Origin of the sequence: Nocardia salmonicida NBRC 13393, from assembly GCF_001613085.1 — a bacterium.
GTDB classification, from domain to species: Bacteria; Actinomycetota; Actinomycetes; order Mycobacteriales; family Mycobacteriaceae; genus Nocardia; species Nocardia salmonicida.
Genome location: NZ_BDBR01000036.1, coordinates 22,719 through 49,036 on the forward strand (window position 1 = coordinate 22,719; position 26,318 = coordinate 49,036).

Here is a 26,318-nt window from a genome sequence, read left to right on the forward strand (position 1 = left end):
TCATGCCTCGCTGTGACATCCGCACGCCGGATCGCTCGCACGCTGTAAAGTGCGCTGGGAATTGCGCCCGAGTACACACCAGCCAGGAGCGAAGAGTTCATGACCGAAGCTGCCGCACCCGTCGGTGAATTGACCGCGCTGGGTACGCCGCTGCGTCCGTTCCGCTTCGGAGCGGCCGGAGAGGGCAACAAGCAGGAGGGTGGCGCGCGCAAGTTCGTTCAGACGGCGCAGGAAGCCGAAGAGATGGGTTACGACACCTTCTTCGTTCCTGATCACCTGGGCGATCAGATCGGCCCGATCGCCGCGCTGGGCGCACTCACCCAAGCCACCTCCAAGATCCGCCTCGGCACTTCGGTGCTGGCGAACGGTTTACGCCATCCGGTCGTGGTCGCCAAGGAATTGGCCACCCTCGACGTCCTGTCCAAGGGACGGCTCGAGGTCGGCGTCGGCGCGGGCTGGATCAAGGAAGAGTTCGACAACGCGGGCATCCCGTTCGAGCGTCCCGGCATCCGGCTGGAGAAGCTCGACGAGTCGCTGACCATCCTGGACACGCTGCTGCGCGGTCAGGAGTGCAATTTCGAGGGCAAGCACTACCAGGTGCGTGGCATCAAGGGCACTCCGCGCCCACGGCAGGGCCCGCGCCCGCCGTTGTGTACCGGTGGCGGCGGTCCGAAGATGCTGGCACTGGCGGCCAAGCACGCCGACATCGTCTCGGTCGTACCGCAGACCACCAAGAACGGCAAGGGTCTGCTCTCGGGCATCACGCTCGAGAAGACGATCGAGAAGGTCAACATCGTCAAGGCCGCTGCCGGTGACCGGTTCGCCGACATCGAGCTGAACTGGGCCATCACCGCTATCGTCATCACCGACGACCGGGAGAAGACCGCCGAGATGGCGCTGCGCGCGATCGAACGCGGCCTGCATCCCGACCTCGAAGTCGACGTCGAACTGACCGTCGAGGAAATCCTGAGCTCGCCCTACATCGCGATCGGCACGTTCGAGGAAATCGCCGAACAGGTCAAGCGTGTGCGGCAACTCACTTCGATGTCGTATGTGGGCATCTTTCCCACCCAGATGGACGCATTCGCGCCTGTCATTCCGCTGCTGCGGGAGGACTGAGCGGGGGCTCTCTGTAACATGACTCTGGTTTGAGAACATCTAGCCGATAGCGGTCACCGCGCAGACCGCTCGAAAATCCGCAGGCTGTCGACGCACGTTCGTGTGAGTTCGACGGCCGGTGGCGATATAGCGAGTCGAGGCCGCAGAGCTTGTCATCGCGTCCTCGCAAGGAGAAGAAGGAATGGAAGAGACTTTCGACGACTACCTGGACGCAACCGGGAATATCAACATTCCCGAGGGCCGGACCCTGGTCGATCACGTCGAGAAGCACACCCGTAACGATGCGAATACGCTCGCGTACCGCTACATCGACTATTCGCGGGAACGCGACGGCGAGGTGCACGAGCTGACCTGGCAGGAGTTCGGAGTACGGCTGCGCGCGGTGGCCGCTCGCCTGCAACAGGTGACCAACCCGGGCGACCGGGTCGCGATCCTCGCGCCGCAAGGCCTGGATTACGTGATCTCCTTCTTCGCGGCGATCTACGCCGGTACCATCTCGGTGCCGCTGTTCGATCCCGACGAGCCGGGTCACACCGACCGCCTGCACGCCGTCCTCGGTGACTGCGAGCCGTCGGCGATCCTCACCGCGACCTCCTCGGCCGCCGGTGTGCGCCAGTTCTTCCGCTCGCTGCCCGCCGCGCAGCGTCCGCGCATCATCGCCGTCGATGCCATCCCGGACACCCTCGGTGACTCCTGGGTGCGCCCCGACACCGCGATCGACGACATCGCCTACCTGCAGTACACCTCGGGTTCCACCCGGGTGCCCGCCGGTGTGGAGATCACCCACCGCGCGGTCGGCACCAACCTGCTGCAGATGATCAACTCGCTGAACATGAACGAGAACTCGCGTGGCGTCACCTGGCTCCCGCTGTTCCACGACATGGGCCTGCTCACGGTGATCCTGCCCGCGGTCGGCGGCAAGTTCATCACCATCATGTCGCCGAGTGCGTTCGTGCGTCGTCCCTCGCGCTGGATCAACGAACTGGCCGCGGTCTCCGACGGTGCCGGCACGTTCGCGGCCGCGCCGAACTTCGCCTTCGAGCACGCTGCCGCGCGCGGTGTGCCCAAGGCGGGCGAGTCGCTCGACCTGTCGAATGTGATCGGCCTGATCAACGGGTCCGAGCCGGTGACGGTCTCCTCGATGAAGAAGTTCAACGAGGCGTTCGCGCCGTACGGGCTGCCCAAGACCGCGATCAAGCCCTGCTACGGCATGGCGGAGGCGACGCTGTTCGTCTCGGCTACCCGCGCCGAGGACGAGGCCAAGTACGTCTACGTCGATCGCAACGAGCTCAACGCGGGCCGCATGGTGCGCGTGGACCAGTCCGACGAGACCGCCATCGCGCAGGTGTCGTGTGGCTACGTCGGGCTGTCGCAGTGGGCCGTGATCGTCGACCCGGAATCGGCGGACACCGCGCAGGGTCGCGAGCTGCCCGACGGGCAGGTCGGTGAGATCTGGCTGCACGGCAACAACATGGGCATCGGTTACTGGGGTCGCCCCGCCGAGTCCACCAAGGCCTTCCGCAACAAGGTCACCGAGCCGGTCGAAGGCGGGCACGCCGAGGGCACCGGTCCCGATGCCGACTGGATGCGCACCGGCGACTTCGGCGTCTACTTCGAAGGTGAGCTCTACATCACCGGTCGCGTCAAGGACCTGGTGATCGTCGACGGGCGCAACCACTACCCGCAGGACCTGGAGTTCTCCGCCCAGGAGGCGTCCAAGTCGCTGCGTCCCGGTTTCGTCGCGGCCTTCGCGGTGCCTGCCAATCAGCTGCCCGCCGAGGTCTTCGCCGCCGACAGCCATTCCGGCCTGAAGTTCGACGTGGACGACGCGTCCGAGCAGCTGGTGGTCGTGGCCGAACGTGGTCCCGGCGCCGGTAAGGCCGACCCCGGCCCGATCGCCGACGCGGTGCGTGCCGCGGTGTCGCTGCGCCACGGTGTGACCGCTCGTGACATCCTGCTGGTGCCCGCGGGTTCCATCCCGCGTACCTCCAGCGGCAAGATCGCCCGGCGCGCCTGCAAGGCCGCCTACCTCGAGGGAACGCTGCGCGGTGGTTACACCCAGCAGGCTTTCCCCGATGCACCGGAAGAGTAATTCGGCACGTCCGAGAAGGAGGTGACGCCCGGTGTGCGATGCAGGCCGGGCGTCATTCCACGGCGCGCCCTGTACGCAGACAGGTAGCTTGAGGAATTGATGGCTAACAACGAGGGCACGCCCACCCCGAACCCTGACGTCCCTGCCGAGACGAACGATCTCTCGGTGGCCGAGCTGCGTGAATGGCTGCGCCGCTGGGTCGCCGATGCGACCGGACAGTCTGTCGACGCGATCACCGTCGACCGGCCGATGGAGGAGTTCGGGCTCGCCTCGCGCGACGCCCTCGCCCTCGGTGGTGACATCGAGGACCTCACCGGTGTGGTGCTGACCCCGACGGTGGTCTACCAGCACCCGACGATCGCCTCGCTGGCCGAGGTCATCGTCAACGGTGAGCCGGAGCCGCCTGCCGAGGACTCCTCGGAGTACACGGCCGCGTTCGCGCCTTCGGAGGCGCACGATGTCGCGGTGGTCGGCCTGTCCACGCGTCTGCCGGGTGCGGGTACCACGCCCGAGTCGACCTGGGAGTTCATCATCGGGCGCGGTGACGCGATCCGTGAGCTGCCCGAAGGTCGCTGGTCGGAGTTCCTGACCGATCCGTCCGTGGCCAAGACCATCGACCAGGCCAACACCCTCGGCGGCTACCTGGAACAGGACGTCATCAAGGGTTTCGACGCCGAATTCTTCGCGATGTCGCCGATCGAGGTCGAGCAGGTCGACCCGCAGCAGCGGCTGATGATGGAGCTCACCTGGGAGGCGCTCGAACACGCGCGCATCCCGGCGAGTGACCTCAAGGGCGGGCAGGTCGGCGTGTTCGTCGGCTCGTCCACCAACGATTTCCAGATGATCGCCTCGCTCGGCCTCGGCGACACCGATCCCGACGCGCCTGCCTCGTCCCGGGGATACGCGCTGCTCGGCGGCTCGACCGGCATCATCGCCAACCGCGTCTCCTACTTCTACGACTTCCGCGGCCCGTCGGTCACCGTCGACACCGCCTGCTCGTCGACCATCGTGGCCGTGCACCAGGCCGTGCGCGCGCTGCGTACCGGCGAGGCCGACGTGGCGCTCGCCGGCGGCGTGAACATGATCCTGGCCCCGGTCATCACCCTCGGGTTCGACCAGAACGGCGCCGTCGCCAAGGACGGGCACATCAAGGCGTTCTCCTCCGATGCCGACGGCATGGTTCGCTCCGAGGGCGCGGGCATGATCGTGCTCAAGCGCCTGGCCGACGCCGAGCGCGACGGCGACAACATCATGGGCGTCATCAAGGGTTCCGCGGTGAACTCCGACGGCCGTTCCAACGGTCTGTTCGCGCCGAACCCCGACGCACAGGCCGACGTGCTGCGCGCCGCCTACCGCGACGCGGGCATCGTTCCCAACACCGTCGATTACATCGAGGCGCACGGCACCGGCACTCCGATCGGTGACCCGATCGAAGCCGAGGCGCTGGCCCGCGTGATCGGCCGTGGCCGCGATGCCGACAAGCCCGCCCTGCTCGGTTCGGCCAAGACCAACTTCGGTCATCTCGAATCCGGCGCTGGCGCGGCGAGCCTCGCGAAGGTGCTGATGTCGTTCCAGCACAACGTGATTCCGCCGAGCATCAACTACGCGGGCCCGAGCCCGTACATCCCGTTCGAGCAGGCCAATCTCAAGGTCGTCGACGAGGCCACCGAGTACCCGCGCTACAGCGGCGTCGCGACCGTCGGCATCTCCGGCTTCGGTTTCGGTGGCACCAACGCGCACGTGGTGCTGCAGGAGTATGTGCCCACGGCCCCGGTCGTCGAGGACGTGACGGCTGAGCAGGTCGCCGCCGAGAAGATCGAGGGCGAGGAGACCACCGATGTGGTCGCCGAGGCCATCGCGATCACCGAGGCCGCTGTCGAGCCGGTGGAGCCGGTCGTCGAATGGGACGGCGAGCGCGACGAGCCGCTGCCCGTGGTCCTTGCCGTCTCGGCCTACCTGCCCTCGCGCCGCAAGCGCGCCGCCACCGAGCTGGCCGACTGGCTCGAAGGCGCGGGCAAGGATGTGCCGCTGGCCGACGTCGCCCGCGCGCTGGCCAAGCGCAGCCACCAGCGTTCGCGCGGTGTGGTGGTGGCCAAGACTCGCGAAGAGGCCGTCACCGGCCTGCGCGCCATTGCCGAGGGCAAGCCGGGCGCCGGGGTGTTCACCGCCGATTCGCCCGCGTCCAACGGGCCGATCTGGGTGTTCTCCGGTTTCGGCTCGCAGCACCGCAAGATGGCCAAGCAGCTCTACGGTGAGAACTCGATCTTCCGCAAGACGGTCGACGAGGTCGACGAGCTGGTGCAGGACGAGGCCGGTTACTCGATCCGCGAGATGTTCCTCGACGACGAGCAGGACTACGACGTCGGCACCTGCCAGGTCGGCATCTTCACCATCCAGCTCGGCCTCGCCGCGTTGTTGCGTGCCCACGGCGCGGAACCGGCCGCGGTGGTCGGGCATTCGATGGGTGAGGTGGCCGGCTCCTACATCGCCGGTGGCCTGTCGATCGAAGACGCGGTGCGCGTGATCTGCGCCCGTTCGCGCCTGATGGGCGAGGGCGAGCAGATGCTCACCGACGACGAAGTGCGCAATATGGCGCTGGTCGAACTCAGCGCCCACGATGTGGCGCTGCTGTTGCCGAAGTACCCCGACGTGGAGTGCGCGGTGTACGCCGCGCCGACCAACACCGTCATCGGCGGGCCCCGCGAGCAGGTCGAGCAGATCGTCGCCGAGGTCGAGGCGATGGGCAAGTTCGCCCGCATCCTGCCGACCCGCGGCGCCGGACACACCTCCCAGATGGACCCGCTGCTCGGCGAACTCGCCGCCGAACTGGCAGGCATCGAGCCGACCTCGCTGAAGACCGGCTTGTACTCCACCGTGCACGAGGGCCTGTACTTCAGGCCCGGTTCCGACCCGATCCACGACGAGCCCTACTGGGTGAAGAACCTGCGCCACAGCGTGTGGTTCACCAACGCGGTGAAGGCCGCCGTCGACTCCGGGCACACCACGTTCCTCGAGCTGGCGCCCAATTCCGTTGCGCTGATGCAGGTTCTCGGCACCACCTTCGCGGCGGGCGTGCACGACGCGCAGCTCATCCCGACGCTCAAGCGCAAGGAAGACGAGTCCGCCGGTGTGATCGGCGCGCTCGCGCAGCTCTACGTCCACGGCCACGCCGTGAACCTGAGTTCGCTGCTGCCCGAAGGTGATTACGCCGACGTGCCGCGAACCGCGTTCGTGCGCAAGCCGTACTGGCCCAAGGTCTCGATGTCCTCGGGCGGCGGCAACACCCGGGTGCCGGGTGCGCACGTCGCCATGCCGGACGGCCGTCACGCCTGGGAGATCCAGGCTTCTTCGGTGAGCGACCTGGCCGCGCTGGTGCAAGCCGCTGCCGCACAGGTTCTTTCCGATGCCGCGGTCTCGGTCTCACATCCGCATGCCGCGCTGCCCACCGCGGGCACGCTGACAACCACGTTGACTCCGCACCTCGGTGGCGCGTCGGTCCAGGTGCACGCCAAGTCCGCGGCCGGGTTCACCCTGCTGTTCGACGCGGTCGTCACCTCCGGCGCCGCGCTCCCCGAACCCGTTGCCGCCGTGGCGGTTCCGGCCGAGGAAGCCGCACCGACCGCCGCCGAGATCGCCATCGCCACCGGCGACCGCTGGAGCCCCGACAGTGGCGAGACCATCGAGCAGCGGCTGTGCGTCATCGTCGCCGAATCCATGGGCTACGCCGTCGAGGACCTCCCGATGGAGATCCCGCTGATGGAACTCGGCCTCGATTCGCTGATGGCGATGCGCATCAAGAACCGCGTCGAATACGAATTCGACATCCCGCAGCTGCAGATCTCGGCCGTGCGCGACGCCAGCCTCAACGAGGTGTCGAAGGTGCTGCGCTACGCGATCGAGCATCGCGACGAGGTCGCGGCGATGGCGGAGAAGCAGGCTGCCGCCAAGGCCGCCGGTGAAGATGTCGAGCTGGGTGTCGACGCCAACTTCGTCGAGGCGGCTCGGGCCGCGATCGCCGCGGGTGAGGATCCGCTGGCGGTGGCGAAGAAGGCCGGTGCCTCGGAAGCCGCTGCTGTCGAACCGGTTTCGGAAGCCGCCGCTGACGTCGCCGCTGAGGCAGGTGGCGTAGCTGAAGCGGTCGCGGAGCAGGCTCCCGCCGAATCGGCCGTTGTCGACATCGACTACTTCGCCGACGCGAGCGCAGACGAGGACAACGTTCCTCCACGTGACGCTGCCGAGCGTCTCGCCTACGCCACGTGGGCAGTTGTCACTGGCACCTCACCCGGCGGCGTCTACAACACCCTGCCGATCCTCGAAGAAGAGGTCGCCGAGAAGATGGCGGCCCGCCTCACCGAGCGGGTCAAGGCAGAGGTCACCGTCGACGATGTGCTCGATTGCGAGTCGATCGAGCAGCTCGCCGAGATCGTGCGCAATCTGCAGGACAGTGGCGCCGATGTCGACGGCTTTGTGCGCCCGCTGCGTGCGCGTACCGAGGGCTCGGACGCCGTCCCGGTTTTCGTGTTCCATCCGTCGGGTGGCAACACCCTCGTGTACGAACCGCTGCTGAAGCGCCTCGCCTCGGATACCCCGATGTACGGATTCGAGCGGGTCGAGGGTGATATCGAAGAACGCGCCCGTCAGTACCTGCCGGAACTGCGCAAGCTGCAGGGCAACGGCCCGTACGTGCTGTACGGCTGGTCGCTCGGTGCGGTGCTGTCGCTGCAGGTCGCTCAGCTCCTTCGCGAAGAAGGCGCAGATGTGCGCGTTGTCGGTCTGATCGACCTGGCGCTCCCGGTCAAGGGCGAGGACAACAGCCCCGAGGAGCGGGTTCGTCGCATTCAGCGCTACCAGCAGTTCGCCAAGACCACCTACGGCGTCGAGGGCGAATTGCCCGACGAGCAGCTGCAGGAACTCGCCCAGGCCAACGACGAGGAGCAGTACGACATCGTCGCCAGCCTGGTGAAGCTGACCGGCGCGAAGATCCCCGGCGGTGTGCTCGAACACCAGCGCACCTCGTGGATCGAGAGCCGCCATCTCGCCAAGGCGAAGCCGACCCAGTACGACGGTGACGCCGTGCTCTACCTGGCCGATCGTTACCACGATGGCATGATCCAGCTCGAGCCGCGCTTCGCGGACCGCAAGCCCAACGGTGGCTGGGATGAGTACATCCCGAACCTGGAGGTCATCCACATTCCGGGCGACCACCTACAGATTGTCGACGAACCGCGGATCGGCCAGATCGGTGCCGACCTCGCCGCCAAGCTGGCCGCGATTTCCGCAAAGGGAGAGTAAGTAAGTGAGCACGACCGCCGAAAAGCTTGCCGATCTGCACGAGCGGCTCGAGCTCGCCAAAGAGCCCGCGGGCGCGAAGGGCATCGCGAAGCGGGCGCACAAGGGCATTCCCAGTGCCCGCGACCGGATCAACCAGCTGCTCGATCCCGGCACCTTCGTCGAGATCGGCGCGCTGGTGCGCAAGCCCGGCGACGCGACCGCTCTCTACGGTGACGGTGTCGTAGTGGGCCACGGCAAGGTCGAGGGCCGCCCGGTGGCGGTGTTCTCCCATGATCAGACCGTCTACGGCGGTTCGGTCGGTGAGGCGTTCGGTCGCAAGCTGTGCGGCTTGATGCAGTACGCCTCCAAGGTCGGCATTCCGCTGGTCGGCATCAACGATTCCGGTGGCGCGCGCGTGCAGGAGGCGATCAGCTCGCTGGCCTGGTACGCCTGGATGGCGACCAACCTCGAGCCGCTGTCCGGCATGGTGCCGCTGGTCTCGGTGATCCTCGGCAACTGCGCCGGTGGCGCGGTGTACGAGCCGATCTGCACCGATGTGGTGGTCGCGACCGAGTCCGCGCACATGTTCGTCACCGGCCCGAAGATCATCAAAGAAGTCACCGGCGAGGACGTGAGCCTCGAGGAGCTCGGCGGCGCGCGCACGCAGGCCCAGTACGGCAACATCCACCACGTCGCCAAGGACGAGGAGGCGGCCTTCACCTGGGTGCGCGAGTACCTGGGTTATATGCCGAGCAGCTGCCAGGAACTGCCGCCGGTGGTGAACCCCGGTCTCGAGCCGGAGATCACCGACTCCGACCGCGAGCTGAATACGTTCATGCCCGACTCCGACAACGCGGGCTACGACATGTACGACATCCTGCTGCGCATCTTCGACGACGGTGAGTTCAAGGAGATCAGCGCCGACACCGGCCAGAACATCATCACCGGTTACGCCCGCATCGACGGCCGCACCGTCGGTGTCGTCGCCAACCAGCCGATGTCGGCGGCAGGCGCGCTCGACGCCCGCGCCTCCGACAAGGCCTCGCACTTCGTGCGCCTGTGCGACGCTTTCGAGATCCCGCTGGTCTTCGTCGTCGACACCCCCGGCTTCCTCCCCGGTGTGGAACAGGAGAAGGTCGGCGTCATCAAGCGCGGCGGCCGCTTCCTGTTCTCCTACGTCGAAGCCTCGGTCCCCAAGATCACCCTGGTGGTCCGCAAGTCCTACGGCGGCGGTTACGCGGTGATGGGCTCCAAGCAGCTCGGCGCCGACATCAACCTCGCCTGGCCGACGGCCCGCATCGCGGTCATGGGCGCCGAGGGCGCCGTCAGCCTCCTCGGCGCAGCCCAGATCGCCGCCGCCCCCGAAGACCAGCGCGCCGCCATCCGCCAGAACCTGATCGATTTCTACAACGCCAACGTCGCCACCCCATGGGTGGCCGCCGAACGCGGCTTCATCGACGCCATCATCGAACCGGCCTCCACCCGCCTCGAACTGCGCCGAGCCCTGAAACTGCTCCAGGACAAGAAGATCCAGCGCAACCCGCGCAAGCACCACGTCCTGCCGCTGTAGATCGAACCCGAACGGGCCGCCACGGAAAACTCTCCGAGGCGGCCCGTTCGTTCAGTCTGGATCAGATTTTCCCGAGGTCGATCTCCACGGGAAAGGGAGCCGAGACATCGACCGCTCCTGTGAACATGTCGCCGGTCCGGTATGACCCGGTCGCCGGGTCGAGAATGTAGGTATAGATCAGTGGGACACCGTTGGCCGCCTGCTCGATCCGCCAGTAGAAGGCGATGCCCGCCTTCGCGTATTGGTCCACCTTGACGATCCGGTCGGTGGTCTCCGAGCCGGGCGAGACGACCTCGACGACCAACAGCACGTGTTCGGGCCGGGTCGGCGTCAGGTCGATCGTATCGGCGCGATAGACAACGACATCGGGTCGCCGATTGGTGAGCGGAACATCCTGGAGTCGGACGTCGAAGTCGGTGTCGGCATTCCAGTCCGGTCCGGCCGCGGCGTCGAGCGCGTTGGCAAGGATCCGAGCCAGCCGGTTATGCCGCTTGGACGCGCTGGGACTCACAACAACCATCCCGTCCACGATCTCGATGCCCGCACACTGCTCCTCGGACCAGGTGTCGTACTCCGCAGCCGTGATCTGCTCGTGCATCCACGCGGGGGCGATGGCAGTCATGGCGCTCCTTCCGGACATCTTCGAGCGGTCGGCGAACCCGCTGGACCAAGTCTAATCGTGCGACTTGAAAGCTCGAAGGAATGACCCGTTACCGCCGGTAGTTCGGGTTCGGGTTGTACCCGGCGCCCGGGTGCGGTGCGGGCGGTTGGCTCTGGGGGTGTGGCGCGTAAGCGGGTGCGTTGTATCCGGGAGCTTGCTGCGGCCACTGGCCCTGGGGTTGCGGCGACCCGTACGGAGCGGGTGCGGCCTGCTGCCACTGGCCCTGTGGCAGTCCATGCGGGGTGCCGACGGGCGGGAAACCCTGCGGCGCGGTAGCGGCGCGGCGAGCCCGGCGCGAACGGAGATTGCTCCGCAGCCAGAACGCGGAGCCGATGCCCATCAGGGCGCCGCCGCCGATCAGCATCCACCCGGTGCGCTTGTTCTGGGCTTCTTGTTCGGCGGCGTCACGCTCCACCGACGAACCCTTACTGGTCGTCACGCAGATCTCGCGCGCCGACATTGCCTTGCCGTCGCAGTCGGCACCGCTGTTGAGCGTGACGATTCCGCCGAAAACGAGGAAGGCGCCGAACACTACGCCCAGCGCCGAGTAAAGAAGGTCTTTCACGTATTCCCCCAAGAATTTTGAACAGTCGAAACACCGTACCGCGTGCGCTGCAACACCTTCACGATCGCATCGGCGACGACTCGATAGTCAAAAAACGGGCCGCCACCGAGGAATTCGGTGGCGGCCCGCCGCACTGCGTCGAGAAATCAGGCGACAGAGGCGGATTCGATGATGACGTCGTCGACCGGGACGTCCTGGTGGGGGCCCGCGCTGCCGGTGGTGACGGCGGCGATCTTGTCGACTACCTCGAAGCCGTCGGTGACCTTGCCGAAGACGGCGTAGCCCCAGCCCTGGCCCTGGGGCGCGGAGTGGTTGAGGAAGGCGTTGTCGGAGATGTTGATGAAGAACTGCGCGGTGGCCGAGTGGGGGTCGTTGGTGCGGGCCATCGCGACGGTGTACTTGTCGTTCTTCAGGCCGTTGGTGGCCTCGTTCTGGATCGGCGCCTGAGTCGGCTTCTGCTTCAGGCCGGGCTCGAAGCCGCCGCCCTGCACCATGAAACCGGGGATGACGCGATGGAACACGGTGCCGGCGTAATGGCCCGAGTTCACGTAGTTCACGAAGTTGGCGACCGTGTTCGGCGCGGCCTGGTCGTCCAACTCGAGCACGATCGGTCCGTAATTGGTTTCGAGATTCACCTTGGTCATGGAGTCGAGTCTAGGGCGAACCGCCGAGCGTTCTGGCAGGTGCTGCACGGTCGGAGTGCCGGGCCGAAAGCCTCGGGCGTAAATCTGCTGGTGATGAAGGTCAGCTCGCCAGCGCGGAGAGTTGGCCGGTGTCGCCGCCGAGCAAATGGCGGGCGCGTACCAAATGATCCGCGGCGGCGATGATTCGGTCGTAGCGCGTGGTTGTGTCGGGGATGCCGTAGTGCTCGGCGAACCACCGCGCGGCTTCGGTCCATGAGTACAGCGCGTAACCGTCACCGCTCATCGGCGCGGGGAAGCCGCCCGGCCCGCGATCGCCATTGACGAGTCGACGAACGCTTTCGTATGTGCGGCTGGTCCTGGCTGCGATCGTTTTCAGGGTCACCAGGTTCTCGGTGCGCACGCCCACGACGGCGAAACCGGCGGTCTCGACCTGGCCGACAGCACTGATAATGGCCGATGCCAGGGAGTCATCATCACGATGCAGGTGCAGTAGAGGGGTCGTGCGTGGGCCGAACTCGGGAGTTGAATCGTCGAGCCCCGCGTCGTAGAGCGCGTCGAGGTCGTCATCGGTTGGCGTGTGATCGAGTACCAGCGTGAATTCATGGCGACCCATGACGATTCCTTTCAATCGGTGTGCCCTCGCGTGAACCGGCGGATGGCGTCGGCGTTGTCCTCTGGCACGCGAGGGGTCGACCAGATAGCAATCGTGTCACCGCTGGAACGGTGGCGGACGACGCCCCAGCGGTGTCCGCGGTGGATTTCTTCGACCTCGAAACGATCGAGGTCGAGCTCTGCGAGGGCCGTATTGATTGCCTTTTTCGGATGCCGCCCCCTGCTGACCATGTGGTGTGACTATACACCGATGGTGCATAGTCACACCAGCCATTTTACCGACTCGGCGTGCGACCCCTCACAAGTACCGAGGGACCGATAGCATGTCGAACCGTGCCAGACGCCGCTACAGCCGTTCTTACCAAGCCTCCTGCCGACCCGGTGGCCACCGCGAAGGACTTCCGGATCGCGCGATGGATCGCGATCGTCGCCGGGATTCTCGGTGCCCTGTTCGCGGTGGCCACGCCGTTTCTTCCGGTCACCCAGACGACCGCGCAACTGAACTGGCCGCAGAACGGCACGCTCGCGAACGTGGCCGCACCGCTGATGTCGCAGGTGCCGATCGACCTGAATGTGTCGATCCCGTGTTCGGCCGTGGCGACGCTGCCGGAACAGGGCGGCATGCTGCTGGCGACCGCGCCGCCGCAGGGCGATCGCGCGGCCCTGGAGGCGCTGTTCGTGCGCGTCTCCGATACGGCCGTCGATGTGGTGGATCGCAACGCGGTGGTCGCCTCGGCGGACCGGTCGGCGATGGACGGGTGCTCGGCGATCCGGATCAGTTCCGATCAGAACCGCACGAGTGCGGAGTTCGTCGGGCTGACCAAGCAGGTGGAGCGGCCGATCGCCGGTCAGCCGGGCGTGGTGGAAACCGTGCAGATGCCCGTGCAGGGGCAGCTCGCCGGTGACCTGCGGCCCCAGATCGTCGGCGTGTTCACTGATCTCGAAGGTGCGGTGCCGCCGGGACTCTCGCTGACCTCGACGATCGACACCCGCTTCTCGTCGAGCCCGTCGCTGATCAAGCTGGTGGCGATCATCGCGGCCGTGCTGTGCACCCTGCTGGCGCTCGGCGCGCTCGGTCGTCTCGACGGCAGTGACGGGCGTGGGCACCGCCGCTTCCTGCCGCGCAACTGGTTGAAGCCGACCTGGGCCGACGGCGCGGTGGTCGGCACGCTGCTGGTCTGGCATTTCGTCGGCGCCAACACCTCCGACGACGGCTACATCCTGTCGATGGTGCGCGTGGCCCCCGACGCGGGTTATATGGCCAACTACTTCCGCTGGTACGGCGTCCCCGAGGCGCCGTTCGGCTGGTACTACTACGTCATCCAGGTGTTCGCGGAGATCTCCACGGCCAGTCCGTGGGTGCGCGTGCCCGCGCTGATCTGCGCGATCCTGTGCTGGATGGTGATCAGCCGCGAGGTGGTCCCTCGCCTCGGCAATGCGGTGAAGCGCTCTCAGGTGGCGCTGTGGACCGGCGGACTGGTGTTCCTGGCGTTCTGGCTGCCGTTCGACAACGGCCTGCGTTCGGAGCCGATCGTGGCCCTCGGCGCGCTGCTCACCTGGGTTTCCATCGAACGCGCCATCGCCACCGGCCGACTGCTGCCCGCCGGCATCGCGGTGCTGATCGCGGCGTTCACGCTCGCCGCCGCGCCCACCGGCTTGATGTGTGTGGCCGCGCTGCTGGCCGGTATCCGGCCGCTGGTGCGGATCATCGTGCGCCGTCATCGCGAGTTCGGCACGCTCGCGCTGCTGGCTCCGATCGCGTCGGCGGGTGTGCTCGTGCTCACGGTCGTCTACGGCGACCAGACCTTCGCGGGCATCCAGGAAGCCAATCGGGTGCGTCAGGCCACCGGCCCGAACCTGGCCTGGTACGAGGACTACCTGCGCTACTACTACATGTTCGTCGAGACCGTCGACGGCTCGCTGGCTCGCCGTTTCGCCTTCCTGGTGATGCTGCTGTGCCTGTTCACGACGCTGCTGGTGCTGCTGCGCCGCCGTCAGGTACCGGGGATCGCGTCGGGTCCGACCTGGCGTTTGATGGGAATCGTCTTCGGCACGATCTTCTTCATGATGTTCAACCCCACCAAGTGGACCCACCACTTCGGCGCCTACGCGGGCATCGCGGGCGGGCTCGCGGCGGTGACCGCGGTGGCGGTGTCGCAGAGCGCGCTGCGCTCACGCAAGAACCGGGCGATCTTCCTGGCCGGATTGCTGTTCGTGCTCGCGCTGTCGTTCTCCGGCATCAACGGCTACTGGTATGTGTCCAGTTACGGCGTGCCGTGGTTCGACAAGACCATCTCGCTGCGCGGCGTGCACTCGAACACGGTGATGCTCATCCTGTTCGGCGTGGCATTGGCCCTGGTCGGCTGGTACGCGCTGCGCGAGGACTATGTGCGGCCGGTGCCGTCGGCGAAAACCGAGCGCGGCAAACGGATCCGCAAGTTCGCCGCCATCCCGCTCACCATCGTGGTCGGCCTGATGGTGCTGTTCGAGGTGCTCTCACTGGTCAAGGGCGCGACCCAGCAGTACCCCGGCTACTCGCTCGGCCGCTCCAACATCGACGCGCTGAGCAACAACTCGTGTGGCCTGGCCAACGACGTGCTGGTCGAACCCGACCCGAACGGCGGCAGGCTCGACCCGATCGTCGACCCGGCCCGTCCGTTCACCGACCCCAACGACCCGCTCGCGGGCACCGGCTCGGTCGGGTTCACCCCCAACGGCGTGCCGAGCGACCTGTCGGCCGACGCGGTCGAGGTGAAGCCGGGCACCGGCAACACCAGCAACCAGTCGGTGGGCGCGGCCTTCGCCGAAGGCGAGAGCGCGGGCACCGGCGGCGGCGAGGGCGCACGCGGCATCAACGGTTCGACCGTGGCGCTGCCGTTCGGCCTCGACCCCGCTCAGACCCCGATTCTGGGCTCCTACCAGGAGGGCATGCAGCAGCCTGCCCACCTGGAATCGGCCTGGTACGGTCTGCCCGCCCGCTCGGACGACTCGCCGCTGGTCGTGATCAGCGCGGCCGGTCGCATCGCCTCCAAGGACGATTCGGGCTCCGACAAGTACGGCCAGGCGCTGTTCGTCGAATACGGCACCCGCAACCCCGACGGCAGTGTCACCGCGCTCGGCGCCTACCAGCCGCGCGATATCGGCCCCGCCCCGTCGTGGCGCAACCTGCGGGTGCCGCTGGCCGACCTCCCGACCGAGGTGAACGCGGTACGCGTGATGGTCAACGACCCGATCCTGATCGGCGATCAGTGGCTGGCGTTCACCCCGCCTCGGGTGCCGAAGCTGCAGACTCTGGACACGTTCATCGGCCGTGACCAGCCGGTCCTGCTGGACTGGGCCGTGGGCCTGCAGTTCCCGTGCCAGCGTCCGTTCGCGCACAAGAACGGCGTGGCCGAGGTGGCGAACTACCGGATCCTGCCGGACCGTCCGCTGGCGATCTCGTCGACCGACACCTGGCAGGCGCAGGAGTTCGGTGGTCCGCTCGGCATGACGCAGATGTTGGCGAGCCGGGTCACCATCCCGACCTATCTGAAGGACGACTGGGCCCGCGACTGGGGCTCGCTGGAACGTTACGACCAGTACGCGCAGGCCACGCCCGCCGAGCTGGAGACCGGCACCGCGCCGCGGAACGGCCTGTGGAGCCCGGGCCCCCTGCGGGTCTTCTAGCCATGGAGGTCTTGTAGTTCGAGGCCCACAGGGCCGAGAATTCGCGGCGCCAGCCGCCAAAGATAAAGGCGCGGATCACAGGATGTGGTCCGCGCCTTTGTGGTCGTATGAGGGACAGGAGTCAGACGTTGAGCATGCGACGGTTCAGGTCGCGGCGTAATACCTCTTGTGAAGGCAGTCTTTCCAGTACCCGCATTACGGCCGGTCGTAGTTCTTGCTTCTCGTCGTTGCTGAGCAACTCGACGAGATCTCGTAGATCCATGTCATCGAAGGCTCCTGTCATACCCACAAGGGTACGTGCTCAAACGTGCAGGCACAGGACCTTTACCATGTCATTTACAGGTGTTTCATCAAATCGAAACCCTAACGGGCACTGAAGGTTTCATGAGAGACCTGCGCCAGTGCCCGGTCACTGCCCTTACGCTGCCAGTGTCACTACGTGGTCCTACTGTGCCCGAATTGCCGGTTCTTTGGCTCGTCCTGTCTGATCGATCACAGTCACGCCGATCTTCGCGGGCGGTGCGGGCTGATACGGCGTGAACCGCTCCAGCGAGCCCCAGTCACGGCCGAGATCGTGGTCGAGATAGGTGGGCACAGTCTCGGCCTTCAAGAGCAGATTTGTCCACCCGAGCGGGCCGCCGCCGATGTCGTCCTGCCACGCGTTGGACGCGTCCGAACCGACCCTGTCGGGCATGATCCGCCACTGTGGGGCCTCCGCGACGCCGTCGTGGTGCTCGAACGGACGCTGGCAGGGGAACGCGAGGCCGACGTGCCAGTCGAGCAGCACCGGGTCCGTCCGGCCGACCACCGAGTCCAGGGTGGCCAGTTTCGGCAGGCGCGGCGGTGTGACCGCGAGCCACTGCTTGCCGGTGATGTCGTTGTCGGCGGCGAGCAGGCGCACCGCGTTCACGCCGACGGGCAGCTGATCGATCGGCACGCGCAGGTTGCGCCACGACGGGGCGGGCCCGATATCCATCGGCGCGACCGAGCCGGTGACCTCGACGGAACCGTCGGCGGCGCGGGTGCCGTATTCCAGGCGCAGATCCTGGCCGTAGTGCACCACGCCGTCGGTATCGACGTAGCGGATCCGCCCGGCCGCGGTGACCACGAGGGCCTGGTAGGCGGGATCGTCGCGCACGCTGTCGCCGAGGTCGACGCGATACCACTGTGAGGTCAGCTTCGCCTGCTGCTGCACGCCGTCCTGGAAGGAGCCGAGGACCGGGGTGCGGGCGGGGTCGAGGCCGAAGGGCAGGGCGACGGTGCTGCCGTTGATGCCGGGTTCGGCGCTGGTGCCGCCGCCGGTGCCCGCGCCGGTGGTCTTGGTGGTCTTGTTGGCGGAATCGTTGTCGACCGAGTTGGCGCCGCCGACCACGGTTTCGTCGGCATCGGCGGTGAGGTCGTCGGCTACGCCGTCCGGGGTGAAGCCGGTGGATTCGGCGTTCAGCCCGTCGGCGGGGGCGCCGGTGTAGGGGGTGAGCAGTGAATCGGCGGTATTCGTTTCCACCAGAACGTCATTGGCGAGGCCGCACGTATTGCCCTGCAGCGAATTGATATTCGACTTCGCGATGGAGTAGGCGGGGTACTGGGTGATGGCGCCCTTGGCCATCGACGCCACCTCGAACAGCACGAGCAGGGCCGCCGCGATGGTCAGCGGCATGGTCGCGAAACGATCGAAACGGCCGGTGTCCGAAGGGGTTCGGTAGGGGTCGCGCAGGTGGAAATACAGCGCGACGAGGAGGGCGAGGATGCTGAGTCCGAGGAACAGGGTCGATACGCCCTTGCCCGCCACCATCGGCGCCTTGTCCCAGAACGGCACGCCGTAGCTGGACACGTACCACCAACCGTTGGAGCCGGTGAAGGTCATCGCGAGCAGGAACAGAACGGCGGCCGCGAACAGCGAGCGATTGCGGGGGGCGCGAATTCCGTTGGTGCCCACAGCCACCGCCGCCAAGGCCGCCAGCGAGCCCGCGAGGCCCGCGTAGACGCCGAAGTGGTGGGTCCACTTGGTCGGCGTCCACATCATCAGCAGGAGTGCCGCGAAGACGATGCCGAGGATGCGCACCGAGGGGCCGCGTGAGGTGCCGGGGATGCGGCCCTTGCGCAGGACCTGCAGGATGCAGACGAGCAGGCACAGCAGCATCACCAGGACGCCGAAACGGCGGGCCAGCGAGCCGTCGGGGGAGAGCATGAACAGCGAGTCCCAGCGGGTGCGCTCGTCGAACCAGGCGACGTTCGGGCCGACGAGGGTGCGGACTCGGGTGGCTTCCATGACGGTGGCCAGCGTCTGGTCGGCGAAGACGATGATGAGCACCAGCGTGCCCGCCGCGACGCCGGGGGCAAGGAGCGCGGCATAACGGAAGATCTTGGTGCCCAGTGAGAGTCGTTCGGGCTCGTGGCCGGCAGGCGCGGCACTCCGGTCGGCGGCGGCGTCGACCGCACTGTCGGCGGCGATCCGGCGTGGTCGCAGACCTTGCGCGCGTTTGATGATGATCTGCATGACCGGGCGGGTGCCCGCGAGCAGCGCGGCGATGCAGATCAGGCCGGTCGGGCCTGCCGCCAGCGAGAACGCGGCCACGAGGACGGCCAGGGCGGCGGGCAGCAGTCGCGCGGTGGCGATGGCGCGTTCGATGAGGCACCAGGTGAGCAGGGCGCCCGCCGCGATCAGCGGTTCGGGGCGAAGGCCGTTGTCGTAGGGGAGCCAGAAGGCGAGGAACACCAGGCCCGCCGTCCACAGCGCCACCTTGTCGCGGCGCACGCGCGCACCGAGGCGGGGCAGCACTTCTCGGCTGATCACCGCCCAGCAGACCAATCCGGCGGCGAGGGCGGGCAGGCGCATCCACGGGCTTGCGTCGGAGACCTTCGTCATCCAGGCGAGCAGTTCGTAGGACCAGCCGAACGGGGCCTCCGGCACGCCGAACCAGCGGTAGTAGTTCGCCATGTAGCCCGACGGGCCCGACGCGCGCGCCATATTGAGGATGTAGCCGTCGTCGGAGGTGTTGGCGCCGATCACATGCCAGCCGAGCAGCGTCACGACCACCACCACGTCGGTGGGGGTGATCCGCCACCAGTGCCGGGGCAGGAAGCGCCGCGCGCGGCGGCCGTCGGCGGTGTCGAGCAGGTGCAGCGCGATCAACGCGAGCAGGGTGAAGACCCCGGCGCCGATCATTGCCACGAGTTTCAGCGTGGTCGGCGTCGAGGTGAAGCGGGAGTCGATATCGGCGTGCAGCCGGGCGCCGGTGAGGGCCGCCGCGTCGAGGTCGGTGTAGACGCCGACGATCTGCGGGCGTTTGTCGACGGTGACGGTGTTGCGGAACGGGGTGCCGTCCTGGCGCGCGGCGCCGACGAACTCGACGGTCGTCGCCTCGATGGTCGAGACGATGCTGATCCGCTCGCAACCGCCGATCTCGGCGATCGGCGCCGACAGCATCGGCACATCGCGCGCCTGCACGCCCACCACGCCGTCGCGCACGGTGACGCTCAGCCCGCGGTCGGCTTTGCCGGAGGCGACCGGAATCGTCGTCAACAGGGTGGTCGTGCTCGGGTTCTCCGCGCCGGGGCCGGGCAGCCCACTCAGCATCGTGCACGGCAGCTGCGCGTCGAGCCGCTGCGGCACATACGACACCAGTGGTGCCTCGACGCTGGTCGCGCCCGCCTGCGGCCAGTCCAGGCTCGCGCGGTCCTGGCGCACCGGCAACAGCGGTGTGAGCAGGGCGAGCACGAACCCGAGCAGCCCACAGACAAGGGCGATCAGGCGGTATCGGGTGAACGCTCGTTCAGATCGGTCCGGTCGCACGGGGACTGATGCTAAAGCGTGCCGTCGCACTTTGGTGTGAGCGGTACGGCACCGCCCTTCTCGGGCGTCCATCGGTTCAGACAGCGGATGCTGGCCGGACTTCGGTTCCCACGTCATTCAGACCTGTTTCACCGATACGGAGGTGGCGGCCAGAGCGGGACTGTCGGTGGGCGTTGCGGACCGGGCCTCCTGCTTGGGGGTCCCGGACCTGGGTGACACGCTGTTCGGCCCAGGTGGCGAGATTGATCGCGGCATTCAGGTCACGATCGAGCGCGGCGCCGCACGTGTCGCAATTGAACACTCGCTCGTGCAGTCTCAGATCAGCGCGGGCGCAACCGCAGGTGGAGCATGTTTCAGAAGACGGGTACCAATGCTGCGCTCTCACCAATTCACCGCCGCGCCACTGCTGTTTATAGGTGAGTAGCCGGGCGAATTCGGCCCAGCCGGCATCGCTGATCGCTGATCCACCATCGTCCGGCTCGCTGGCTGATCGTGGCGAACAGAATATTCGCCCGATCGCTTCCGAGAAGTCGCCGCAGGCGCCGGGTGTCATCGTGTACCGGAATCAGGCCGAGTCCAGACAGTGTTACCGATCTCGGCCGCTGCCCGTCGCCGATACGGATGGTGGGCTTCTCGGGAGATTTATTGCGCAGCCGGAACGAAGGCAGGCAGTGGCCTTTCCGCTTGAATCGGGGATGCCCCACCCGGGGTCCAGCGCGTTTGTGACGCCGGGAGTCCGTCCATGCTTTCAGCGCACGGCCGCAGTCGACGGCCGATTCTTCGACTACCTGCTGACAAACGCTGTTCCGCCAAGCCAGCCCGGTGGCCGTGACATCGGCGCTACCTGTGCTGTCGACGGTGATGACGCGGCCCGCATGCACGGCCTTCTTCCATGCATTGAAGACGTTGATCAGATCGAATCCAGTCCACGGCACTGGCACTGCGGCCTGCCGTTTGTGGGCACGTCGTGCAAGCAAATGCAGTTGCAAACATTGGTTGAACGCGAACCTTGCCGCGCCCGCATGCCGAACGAGGCTGTTCAGCTGCTCGACCGTTGGATCGAGGCAGTAGCGGAAGGTGGTGTGCCTGCTCATGGCAGCGGTCAGCCTGCCATAGAGCACTGACAGCTATCCGGTGCGGCGGTCGGCCCAGTCGAGCTGGGTTCGGGCCCAGTCGGGGATCTCGGTGTCTGGGCGCGGGAAGGCGGCGAATTCGGCGCGGAGGTCGTCGGCCGAGACCTCCGGCATCCAGTCCGCGACGGCGACGGTGGAGTAGTTGGTCTTGTATCGCGTGGGGCCCGCGATGAAGATCTCGGCGCTGAGCCAGGCCCCGGTCTCGGGGTCGTAGGACATGCGCTTGTGATCGGCCAGGTATTCGAGCACCTCGGTGGGCGGCATCAGGTTGGTGACCGTTCCATTGCGCTCTTTGAGCTGTACCCCGGCGACGATCTGCTCGCCGACCTGCAGCGACCACAGCAGTGCGAATTTCTGGCCTGGCGCGAGCAGGGCGATGGTGGCGTCGATGACGACCCGTTCGATCGCGGCGAGTGAGTCGAGCTGCTCGCGCGGTTCGGGTTCACGGCCGAGACGTTGCGTCCGTGTCAACAAAAGATCGATCCGCTCCGGTCGGTTGAGCGTCATAGCTATACCTCTGCATCCGTACCGATCAGCGCTACCAAAACCTGATTTCGGTCGGCCGAACTTCCAACATTTCGCAGCGTACTCGCCCCGCGACACCGACCGCGCGGTTTGTTGACACTGACCGGACATATTGTGGTCTATCGAGCTCCCGCACACCAGTAGCTATCAGGTGTCGATAGACACAGGGTCGATGCCGTCACACCACGGGAATCGGCTCACGCCGCCGATGCGCGCAGCGCGAACCAGCCATCGCGCGGGTCGGCGAAGCCGTGATAGACCAGGGGAATGCGCTGGTCGATCGCGAAATACCGATAGACGGCCTCCATCGCCTGGCGGACCGAATGCGCCTGGAAATCATCGATGCGGCGCACGCCGATGCGCTGTTCGGGCAGCATCGCCAGCCGGGTGAGCTCGGCCGGATCGTCCACATCGAGCCCCCACGGCGCGGGTTCTTCGATGAGATGGTCGTGCAGAACCTCCCGCGCGACCGGCGGATCGTGGCGCGGACCGGAGAACGCGACCTGCTGCGCGCGAGCGAGCCCACGGGTGTCCAGCGGCGTGCGCACGGCCTGGATCAGGTCGATCAGTTCGGTGTCGGGGGTGGGTTCGAGTATTCGCCCGGCGACCGGGGCTTGTTCGAGCAGGTGCATCATCTGCCCGCCCAGAACCAGCGGTTCGGGCACCAGGAAAACACTGATGCTCGGGCAGGAGCAGTTCAGGCCGGTGAGGCACACCCTCGTGTGCAACGGATCGGACATACGTCCTCCTCCGGTAGCGGGTCGCCGGGACCCGTGACGTGCAGGATCTGATTCCAACAGCCGCCGATGGGGTTGTGCGCTCCGTCGGCGACGACCGTGCCGCACCCGTCAGTGTAGTGCCGTAGGGCCGGATGAACACCTGGTTCCGGCACGGATCGGACACGATCGGCACCGCGTCACGGTGCGACCGATTCGGTGTAGCGGCGGGCCAGGGTGCGCAGGTGCGCGACCAGTTCCGGCGGGCCGTCGACGCGGAAATCCATCATCAACATGCTGAGGTAGATCGCGATCGTCTCCATCGCGTCGGCGCCGGTGAGCAGCACACAACTGTGCTCGTCGATGGGCTCGACCACACCGACCGCCGGGTTGATCCTGGCGATGACTGTCTCGGCCGGTTCGAGGACGGTGACGCGGGCGTGCACGCGCCAGCCGGTGGACGCGATGTGGCGCATGACGAAGGCGACGAGGTCGTCGTCCGGGAGTGCGCGCGGGGCGAACACACGCGCGCCGGCCTCGGCCCGGGTGATCCCGGCAGCTGGGAGGGCCGTCCAGTCATGGGTGTTCATGCTGTAGGCGACGAGGTACCAGCGGCGTTGCCAGTTGATCAGCCGGTAGGGCTCGAGCTCTGTTGCGCCGTCGGATGTTTCGACGGTGACGGCGGTGGTGCGGCGGACGGCGTCGGCGAGGGTGGTGAGGATGCCCGTGGCGACCGGTGCGTCGGGTTCGCGTGAGCCGGTGGTGGCCGGGCCGATCTCGGTGGCATCGCGCAGTGCGGAGACCTTGCGCTGCAGGCGTTTCGGGAGGATCTGTTCGATCTTGCGCAGTGCTCGGGTGAGCTGGTCGCCGATGTCGGAGACGGCGAGCGAGCCGTCGTGGGCGACGGCGATGGACAGCGCGACCGCGACGGCTTCCTCGTCGTCGAGGAGCAGCGGCGGCATGGTCGCGCCTCGGCCGAGGCGATAGCCGCCGATCGCGCCCCGTTCCGCGTGCACGGGATAGCCGAGTTCGCGGAGTCGCGAAATGTCGTTGCGCACGGTGCGTTCGGTGATGTCGAGTCGCTCGGCGAGTTCGCGGCCGGTGTAGCCGCGGTCCTGCAGCAGGGCGAGCAGACGCAGGACGCGCGGCGTTGTCGCAGCCATTTTTCACCTCGGAGAAAATTAGGAAAGAAACAAGCCTAATAGGTTTCTAGGCTGGAGTCATCACCGAAACGAAAGGCACCATCATGAACAGCACCGCAGCCCTCGAAACCGTCTGGCGCGACGTGGTCGCCACCTCCTACCAGGCCCTCAGCGACGCCGTCGCCGGTATCGCCGACGACCAGTGGGACCTGCCCACCCCCTGCTCGGACTGGACCGTCACCCAGGTCATCCAGCACGCGGCGGGCGATCAACTCGCCTACGCCGCTGCCCTCGGAGTCGGCCCCGGCCCGTCCTACAACCCCTTCGACCCCTCCGGCGCCATCGACGGCACCGCCGCCGCGCTGGTCCGCGAAGCCATCGACCAGACCGCCGCGGCCTGGGCCACGGTCTCCGCCGGCACCGCCACCGTGCCCACGCCTCTCCCGCACGGCGATCTCCCCACCCCCGTCGCCGCCACCCTCGCCGCTCTCGACGCGGCGGTGCACGCCTGGGACATCGCGATCGCCACCGGTCAGCCGTCGCCCCTCACCGACGAACTGTCGGCACATCTCCTCGCGGCCGCCCGCACGATCCACCCGGCCCCCGGTTCGGGCGCCGACGCCGAGATCATCGAACCCCTCCGGCAGTGGGGCGCCTACGCCCCGATCGTCGAAGGACCGGCAACCACGCCCACCGCCGAACTCCTCCACTATCTCGGCCGCACCGCTGCGTGAGCGGGGATCGGCCGAACGTGGCCTCGGATCAGCGCATGGTGATCAGGGTGAAGGGACCGATCTCGGTGGCGGTGAAGGCGGGATCGGTGAACAGGGACTTGGGGAACGACACCGTGTAGCGCTTGACGTTCGGGTCGTTCGGGTAGACGTCTTCGGCCAGGCGCAGGGTGTAGTTGTCGCCGTCGCTGCGGAAGAGGAAGGCGTCGGGGGCCCGCCACGGGGACTTCGACAGTGCTTCGACCAGGGCGGGGGAGTCGGGGAGCTTGCTCCAGTCGGCGATGGTGGCGGCGCGAGCCTTGAAGTCGGACAAGGGGTTCGCGTAGTGGGAGGTGAGGGCCTGGAAGCCCCAGTAGGGGTAGAAGGCCAGGAAGGTGGTGTCGGCGGTGAGGACGACGGATTCGTCGCGGGGCCTGCCGGTTCGGGCCAGGATGGCCTCGTCGACGGCGTGGTAGTACGCGACGGCGGAGGGCTTGCGCTTGTCGGCGCGTTCCCCGTAGGTGCCGTCGGCGTTCGGGACATCGGTGGGCACGGTGTCGGTGTAGGCGGTGTCGATCTCGTGGGTGAGGACGGTGGGGATCATCTGGGCGAAGGCGAGAGCGCCGAGGACGGCGATCGCCGCCGCGGCGGTTCGCAAGGGGGTGGGTTCGTTCAACGCCTGGTAGACGGCGGTCGCGCCTTCGACGAAGCCGAAAACGCCGGCGGCGGCGAGCAGTGCGAGCAGGACCGGCTCGAGTCGGAAGGACAGCAGGGTCGTGCCCGCCGCGGTCGCCGCCATCGAGAGCAGCGTCCACAGGTAGATCGATACGACGCCGATGCCCAGTGCCTGTGCGCGCCTGGATGATCCGGCCCGAATCACCAGCCACAGCACACCGAGCAGGCAGAACGCTCCGCGCAGGGAGAACTCGAGCATCGGGAACGCGAGCTGGGCGCCGGATTCGGGCAGGTAGTGGAAGGCGTTGCCGGACGGCAACTTCGCACCGGACAGCATCTTCAGCAGATACGGCGTCCACACGACGAGGGCCAGCACAACGGCGATACCGCCGATGGCCGCCAGCCTGGTCAGCGGCGCGATCGCGGCACGCCAGGCGGGCGACGCACTGATCGACGTCGTTTCGGCATCAGTGGCCGCCGAGCCGACCCGTGCTCCGCCGACCCGGCGGGCCCGCGGCCCGGCTGCCCGCTGCGAGTAGACGGCGAACCCGGCCGCGACGACCCCCATGATCACCACGGTGAACGCCGCGATCGCCAGATACAACGTGTAGAAACACGCGGCCACCCCGAGGAACACCCCGGTTCCGAGCACCGCGCCCCACCCGCCGGAACGACGATGCAACGCACCCCATGCCAGTACCAGCACCGGCGGAATGAACACCACGAGCACCGCGCCATACGCCTCCGGCGAGGCGTAAGCCAACGTCATCGCCGTGACAGCGGCAGCCGCCCCCACCGCCATATCGGCCCGCACCAATTGCATCCACAACACCAGCGCCACCGCGGCGGCAATGGCGAGCAGCCCGATCGCGTACGGCTTGAACACTTCCCAGCCGTCCAGGCCGAGCACGTTGCCCACGCGCCCGCCGATCCAGAACCACCCGGCCGGATAGAACGGCGGCAGATCCACATAGGTCATATCGCGCAGTGCGGCGCTGTCGGTGAGCCGCGTCAGATATTCGGTCCGGAATTCCTGATCCACCGAGACACCGAACAGGTACAACTTCGTCGCGGCCAGCGGCATCCCGAGCGTGACCGTGACGAAGCTCGAAATGCCCACCCAGGACAGCAGTTTCGCCGCCACCGGCCACTTCCGCAGACGGATCAACAGCACCGAGACCACCAGCAGCGCGATCGAAACGACCTGGCCCACCGTGGTCAGGGCGCGAGTCACATGGGAGGAGTTGAACGCGGGCCACTGCACCGCCGAGAACGCGAACAGTCCCACCGCGGCGACAACGAGTGCCACCACCGCGGCGGCGACCCCCTCACCGACCCCGGTCCAGATCCTGCGCCCCGCCCGCACCTCGTCATTGGTCGTCATCGGCGCGCAATCCTCCGGCTCCACTGTGCTCCACGGTCCG

Annotated in this window: 18 protein-coding genes; 6 read left to right on the forward strand and 12 right to left on the reverse strand. The window is 67.2% G+C overall.

Going from position 1 to position 26,318, the window contains the following annotated elements:
• Positions 1-99 precede the first annotated feature (99 nt).
• The 4 genes from NS1_RS28495 to NS1_RS28510 all read left to right on the forward strand — a co-directional run bounded on the left by NS1_RS28495 (position 100) and on the right by NS1_RS28510 (position 10,052).
• On the forward strand, positions 100-1,119 hold the full coding sequence (locus NS1_RS28495) for an LLM class F420-dependent oxidoreductase (RefSeq protein ID WP_056822285.1): 1,020 nt from the start codon (positions 100-102) through the stop codon (positions 1,117-1,119).
• A gap of 181 nt (positions 1,120-1,300) precedes the next feature.
• Positions 1,301-3,211 carry a long-chain-fatty-acid--AMP ligase FadD32 gene (fadD32, locus tag NS1_RS28500; protein WP_056822283.1) on the forward strand — a complete coding sequence of 637 codons (1,911 nt, stop codon included), beginning with the start codon at positions 1,301-1,303 and terminating at the stop codon, positions 3,209-3,211.
• A gap of 99 nt (positions 3,212-3,310) precedes the next feature.
• Positions 3,311-8,503 carry a polyketide synthase Pks13 gene (gene pks13 / locus NS1_RS28505; RefSeq protein ID WP_062989441.1) on the forward strand — a complete coding sequence of 1,731 codons (5,193 nt, stop codon included), beginning with the start codon at positions 3,311-3,313 and terminating at the stop codon, positions 8,501-8,503.
• Positions 8,504-8,507: 4 nt separating this feature from the next.
• A complete protein-coding gene (locus NS1_RS28510; RefSeq protein ID WP_062989442.1) occupies positions 8,508-10,052 on the forward strand; it encodes an acyl-CoA carboxylase subunit beta in 1,545 nt (514 codons plus the stop codon).
• Between the two features lie 61 nt (positions 10,053-10,113).
• Here NS1_RS28510 and NS1_RS28515 read toward each other — a convergent pair whose 3' ends face one another.
• The 4 genes from NS1_RS28515 to NS1_RS28530 form a co-directional block, all read right to left on the reverse strand.
• On the reverse strand, positions 10,114-10,674 hold the full coding sequence (locus tag NS1_RS28515) for a Uma2 family endonuclease (RefSeq protein ID WP_062989443.1): 561 nt from the start codon (positions 10,672-10,674) through the stop codon (positions 10,114-10,116).
• 88 nt (positions 10,675-10,762) lie between these two features.
• Positions 10,763-11,278, reverse strand: coding sequence for a hypothetical protein (locus tag NS1_RS28520; RefSeq protein WP_062989444.1), 516 nt, complete (start codon positions 11,276-11,278; stop codon positions 10,763-10,765).
• Positions 11,279-11,424: 146 nt separating this feature from the next.
• Positions 11,425-11,922, reverse strand: coding sequence for a peptidylprolyl isomerase (locus tag NS1_RS28525; protein WP_056822265.1), 498 nt, complete (start codon positions 11,920-11,922; stop codon positions 11,425-11,427).
• A 100-nt stretch (positions 11,923-12,022) separates the two neighbouring features.
• Positions 12,023-12,535, reverse strand: a complete 513-nt coding sequence (locus NS1_RS28530) for a hypothetical protein (RefSeq protein WP_062989445.1) — start codon at positions 12,533-12,535, stop codon at positions 12,023-12,025.
• Between the two features lie 332 nt (positions 12,536-12,867).
• Between NS1_RS28530 and NS1_RS28540 the strand changes: the two genes are divergently transcribed.
• The gene (locus NS1_RS28540) at positions 12,868-16,200 is read left to right on the forward strand and encodes an arabinosyltransferase domain-containing protein (protein WP_062989447.1); all 3,333 of its coding nucleotides are present in this window, start codon (positions 12,868-12,870) and stop codon (positions 16,198-16,200) included.
• Positions 16,201-16,321: 121 nt separating this feature from the next.
• On the opposite strand, the gene NS1_RS40380 is transcribed toward NS1_RS28540, so the two are convergent.
• The 7 genes from NS1_RS40380 to NS1_RS28560 all read right to left on the reverse strand — a co-directional run bounded on the left by NS1_RS40380 (position 16,322) and on the right by NS1_RS28560 (position 23,530).
• Positions 16,322-16,483 carry a hypothetical protein gene (locus tag NS1_RS40380; RefSeq protein ID WP_156677619.1) on the reverse strand — a complete coding sequence of 54 codons (162 nt, stop codon included), beginning with the start codon at positions 16,481-16,483 and terminating at the stop codon, positions 16,322-16,324.
• A gap of 162 nt (positions 16,484-16,645) precedes the next feature.
• Positions 16,646-19,993 carry an arabinosyltransferase domain-containing protein gene (locus NS1_RS28545; RefSeq protein ID WP_062989448.1) on the reverse strand — a complete coding sequence of 1,116 codons (3,348 nt, stop codon included), beginning with the start codon at positions 19,991-19,993 and terminating at the stop codon, positions 16,646-16,648.
• Positions 19,994-20,069: 76 nt separating this feature from the next.
• On the reverse strand, positions 20,070-20,378 hold the full coding sequence (locus tag NS1_RS42540) for a zinc ribbon domain-containing protein (RefSeq protein ID WP_373864372.1): 309 nt from the start codon (positions 20,376-20,378) through the stop codon (positions 20,070-20,072).
• A 25-nt stretch (positions 20,379-20,403) separates the two neighbouring features.
• Positions 20,404-21,087, reverse strand: coding sequence for a helix-turn-helix domain-containing protein (locus tag NS1_RS42545; RefSeq protein WP_157125434.1), 684 nt, complete (start codon positions 21,085-21,087; stop codon positions 20,404-20,406).
• 33 nt (positions 21,088-21,120) lie between these two features.
• Positions 21,121-21,633 carry a hypothetical protein gene (locus NS1_RS28550; RefSeq protein ID WP_062989449.1) on the reverse strand — a complete coding sequence of 171 codons (513 nt, stop codon included), beginning with the start codon at positions 21,631-21,633 and terminating at the stop codon, positions 21,121-21,123.
• A 215-nt stretch (positions 21,634-21,848) separates the two neighbouring features.
• Positions 21,849-22,391 (reverse strand): hypothetical protein, encoded by a 543-nt coding sequence (locus NS1_RS28555; RefSeq protein WP_062989450.1) that lies wholly within the window; start codon positions 22,389-22,391, stop codon positions 21,849-21,851.
• Between the two features lie 176 nt (positions 22,392-22,567).
• Complete coding sequence (locus NS1_RS28560; protein WP_062989451.1) at positions 22,568-23,530, reverse strand: helix-turn-helix transcriptional regulator; 963 nt, start codon at positions 23,528-23,530, stop codon at positions 22,568-22,570.
• 83 nt (positions 23,531-23,613) lie between these two features.
• Between NS1_RS28560 and NS1_RS28565 the strand changes: the two genes are divergently transcribed.
• The gene (locus NS1_RS28565; protein ID WP_062989452.1) at positions 23,614-24,243 is read left to right on the forward strand and encodes a TIGR03086 family metal-binding protein; all 630 of its coding nucleotides are present in this window, start codon (positions 23,614-23,616) and stop codon (positions 24,241-24,243) included.
• A gap of 28 nt (positions 24,244-24,271) precedes the next feature.
• On the opposite strand, the gene NS1_RS28570 is transcribed toward NS1_RS28565, so the two are convergent.
• Entirely contained in the window at positions 24,272-26,278 is a 2,007-nt protein-coding gene (locus NS1_RS28570; protein ID WP_062989453.1) for a galactan 5-O-arabinofuranosyltransferase, read from the reverse strand.
• Between the last annotated feature and the right edge of the window lie 40 nt (positions 26,279-26,318).

Bases quoted from the DNA above. Each gene is read 5' to 3' on its own strand.
- NS1_RS28495 (WP_056822285.1), top strand. From the start codon at position 100: ATGACCGAAGCTGCCGCACCCGTCGGTGAATTGACCGCGCTGGGTACG.
- fadD32 (WP_056822283.1), top strand. From the start codon at position 1,301: ATGGAAGAGACTTTCGACGACTACCTGGACGCAACCGGGAATATCAAC.
- pks13 (WP_062989441.1), top strand. From the start codon at position 3,311: ATGGCTAACAACGAGGGCACGCCCACCCCGAACCCTGACGTCCCTGCC.
- NS1_RS28515 (WP_062989443.1), bottom strand. From the start codon at position 10,674: ATGACTGCCATCGCCCCCGCGTGGATGCACGAGCAGATCACGGCTGCG.
- NS1_RS28525 (WP_056822265.1), bottom strand. From the start codon at position 11,922: ATGACCAAGGTGAATCTCGAAACCAATTACGGACCGATCGTGCTCGAG.
- NS1_RS28530 (WP_062989445.1), bottom strand. From the start codon at position 12,535: ATGGGTCGCCATGAATTCACGCTGGTACTCGATCACACGCCAACCGAT.
- NS1_RS40380 (WP_156677619.1), bottom strand. From the start codon at position 16,483: ATGACAGGAGCCTTCGATGACATGGATCTACGAGATCTCGTCGAGTTG.
- NS1_RS42545 (WP_157125434.1), bottom strand. From the start codon at position 21,087: ATGAGCAGGCACACCACCTTCCGCTACTGCCTCGATCCAACGGTCGAG.
- NS1_RS28550 (WP_062989449.1), bottom strand. From the start codon at position 21,633: ATGACGCTCAACCGACCGGAGCGGATCGATCTTTTGTTGACACGGACG.
- NS1_RS28555 (WP_062989450.1), bottom strand. From the start codon at position 22,391: ATGTCCGATCCGTTGCACACGAGGGTGTGCCTCACCGGCCTGAACTGC.
- NS1_RS28560 (WP_062989451.1), bottom strand. From the start codon at position 23,530: ATGGCTGCGACAACGCCGCGCGTCCTGCGTCTGCTCGCCCTGCTGCAG.
- NS1_RS28565 (WP_062989452.1), top strand. From the start codon at position 23,614: ATGAACAGCACCGCAGCCCTCGAAACCGTCTGGCGCGACGTGGTCGCC.
- NS1_RS28570 (WP_062989453.1), bottom strand. From the start codon at position 26,278: ATGACGACCAATGACGAGGTGCGGGCGGGGCGCAGGATCTGGACCGGG.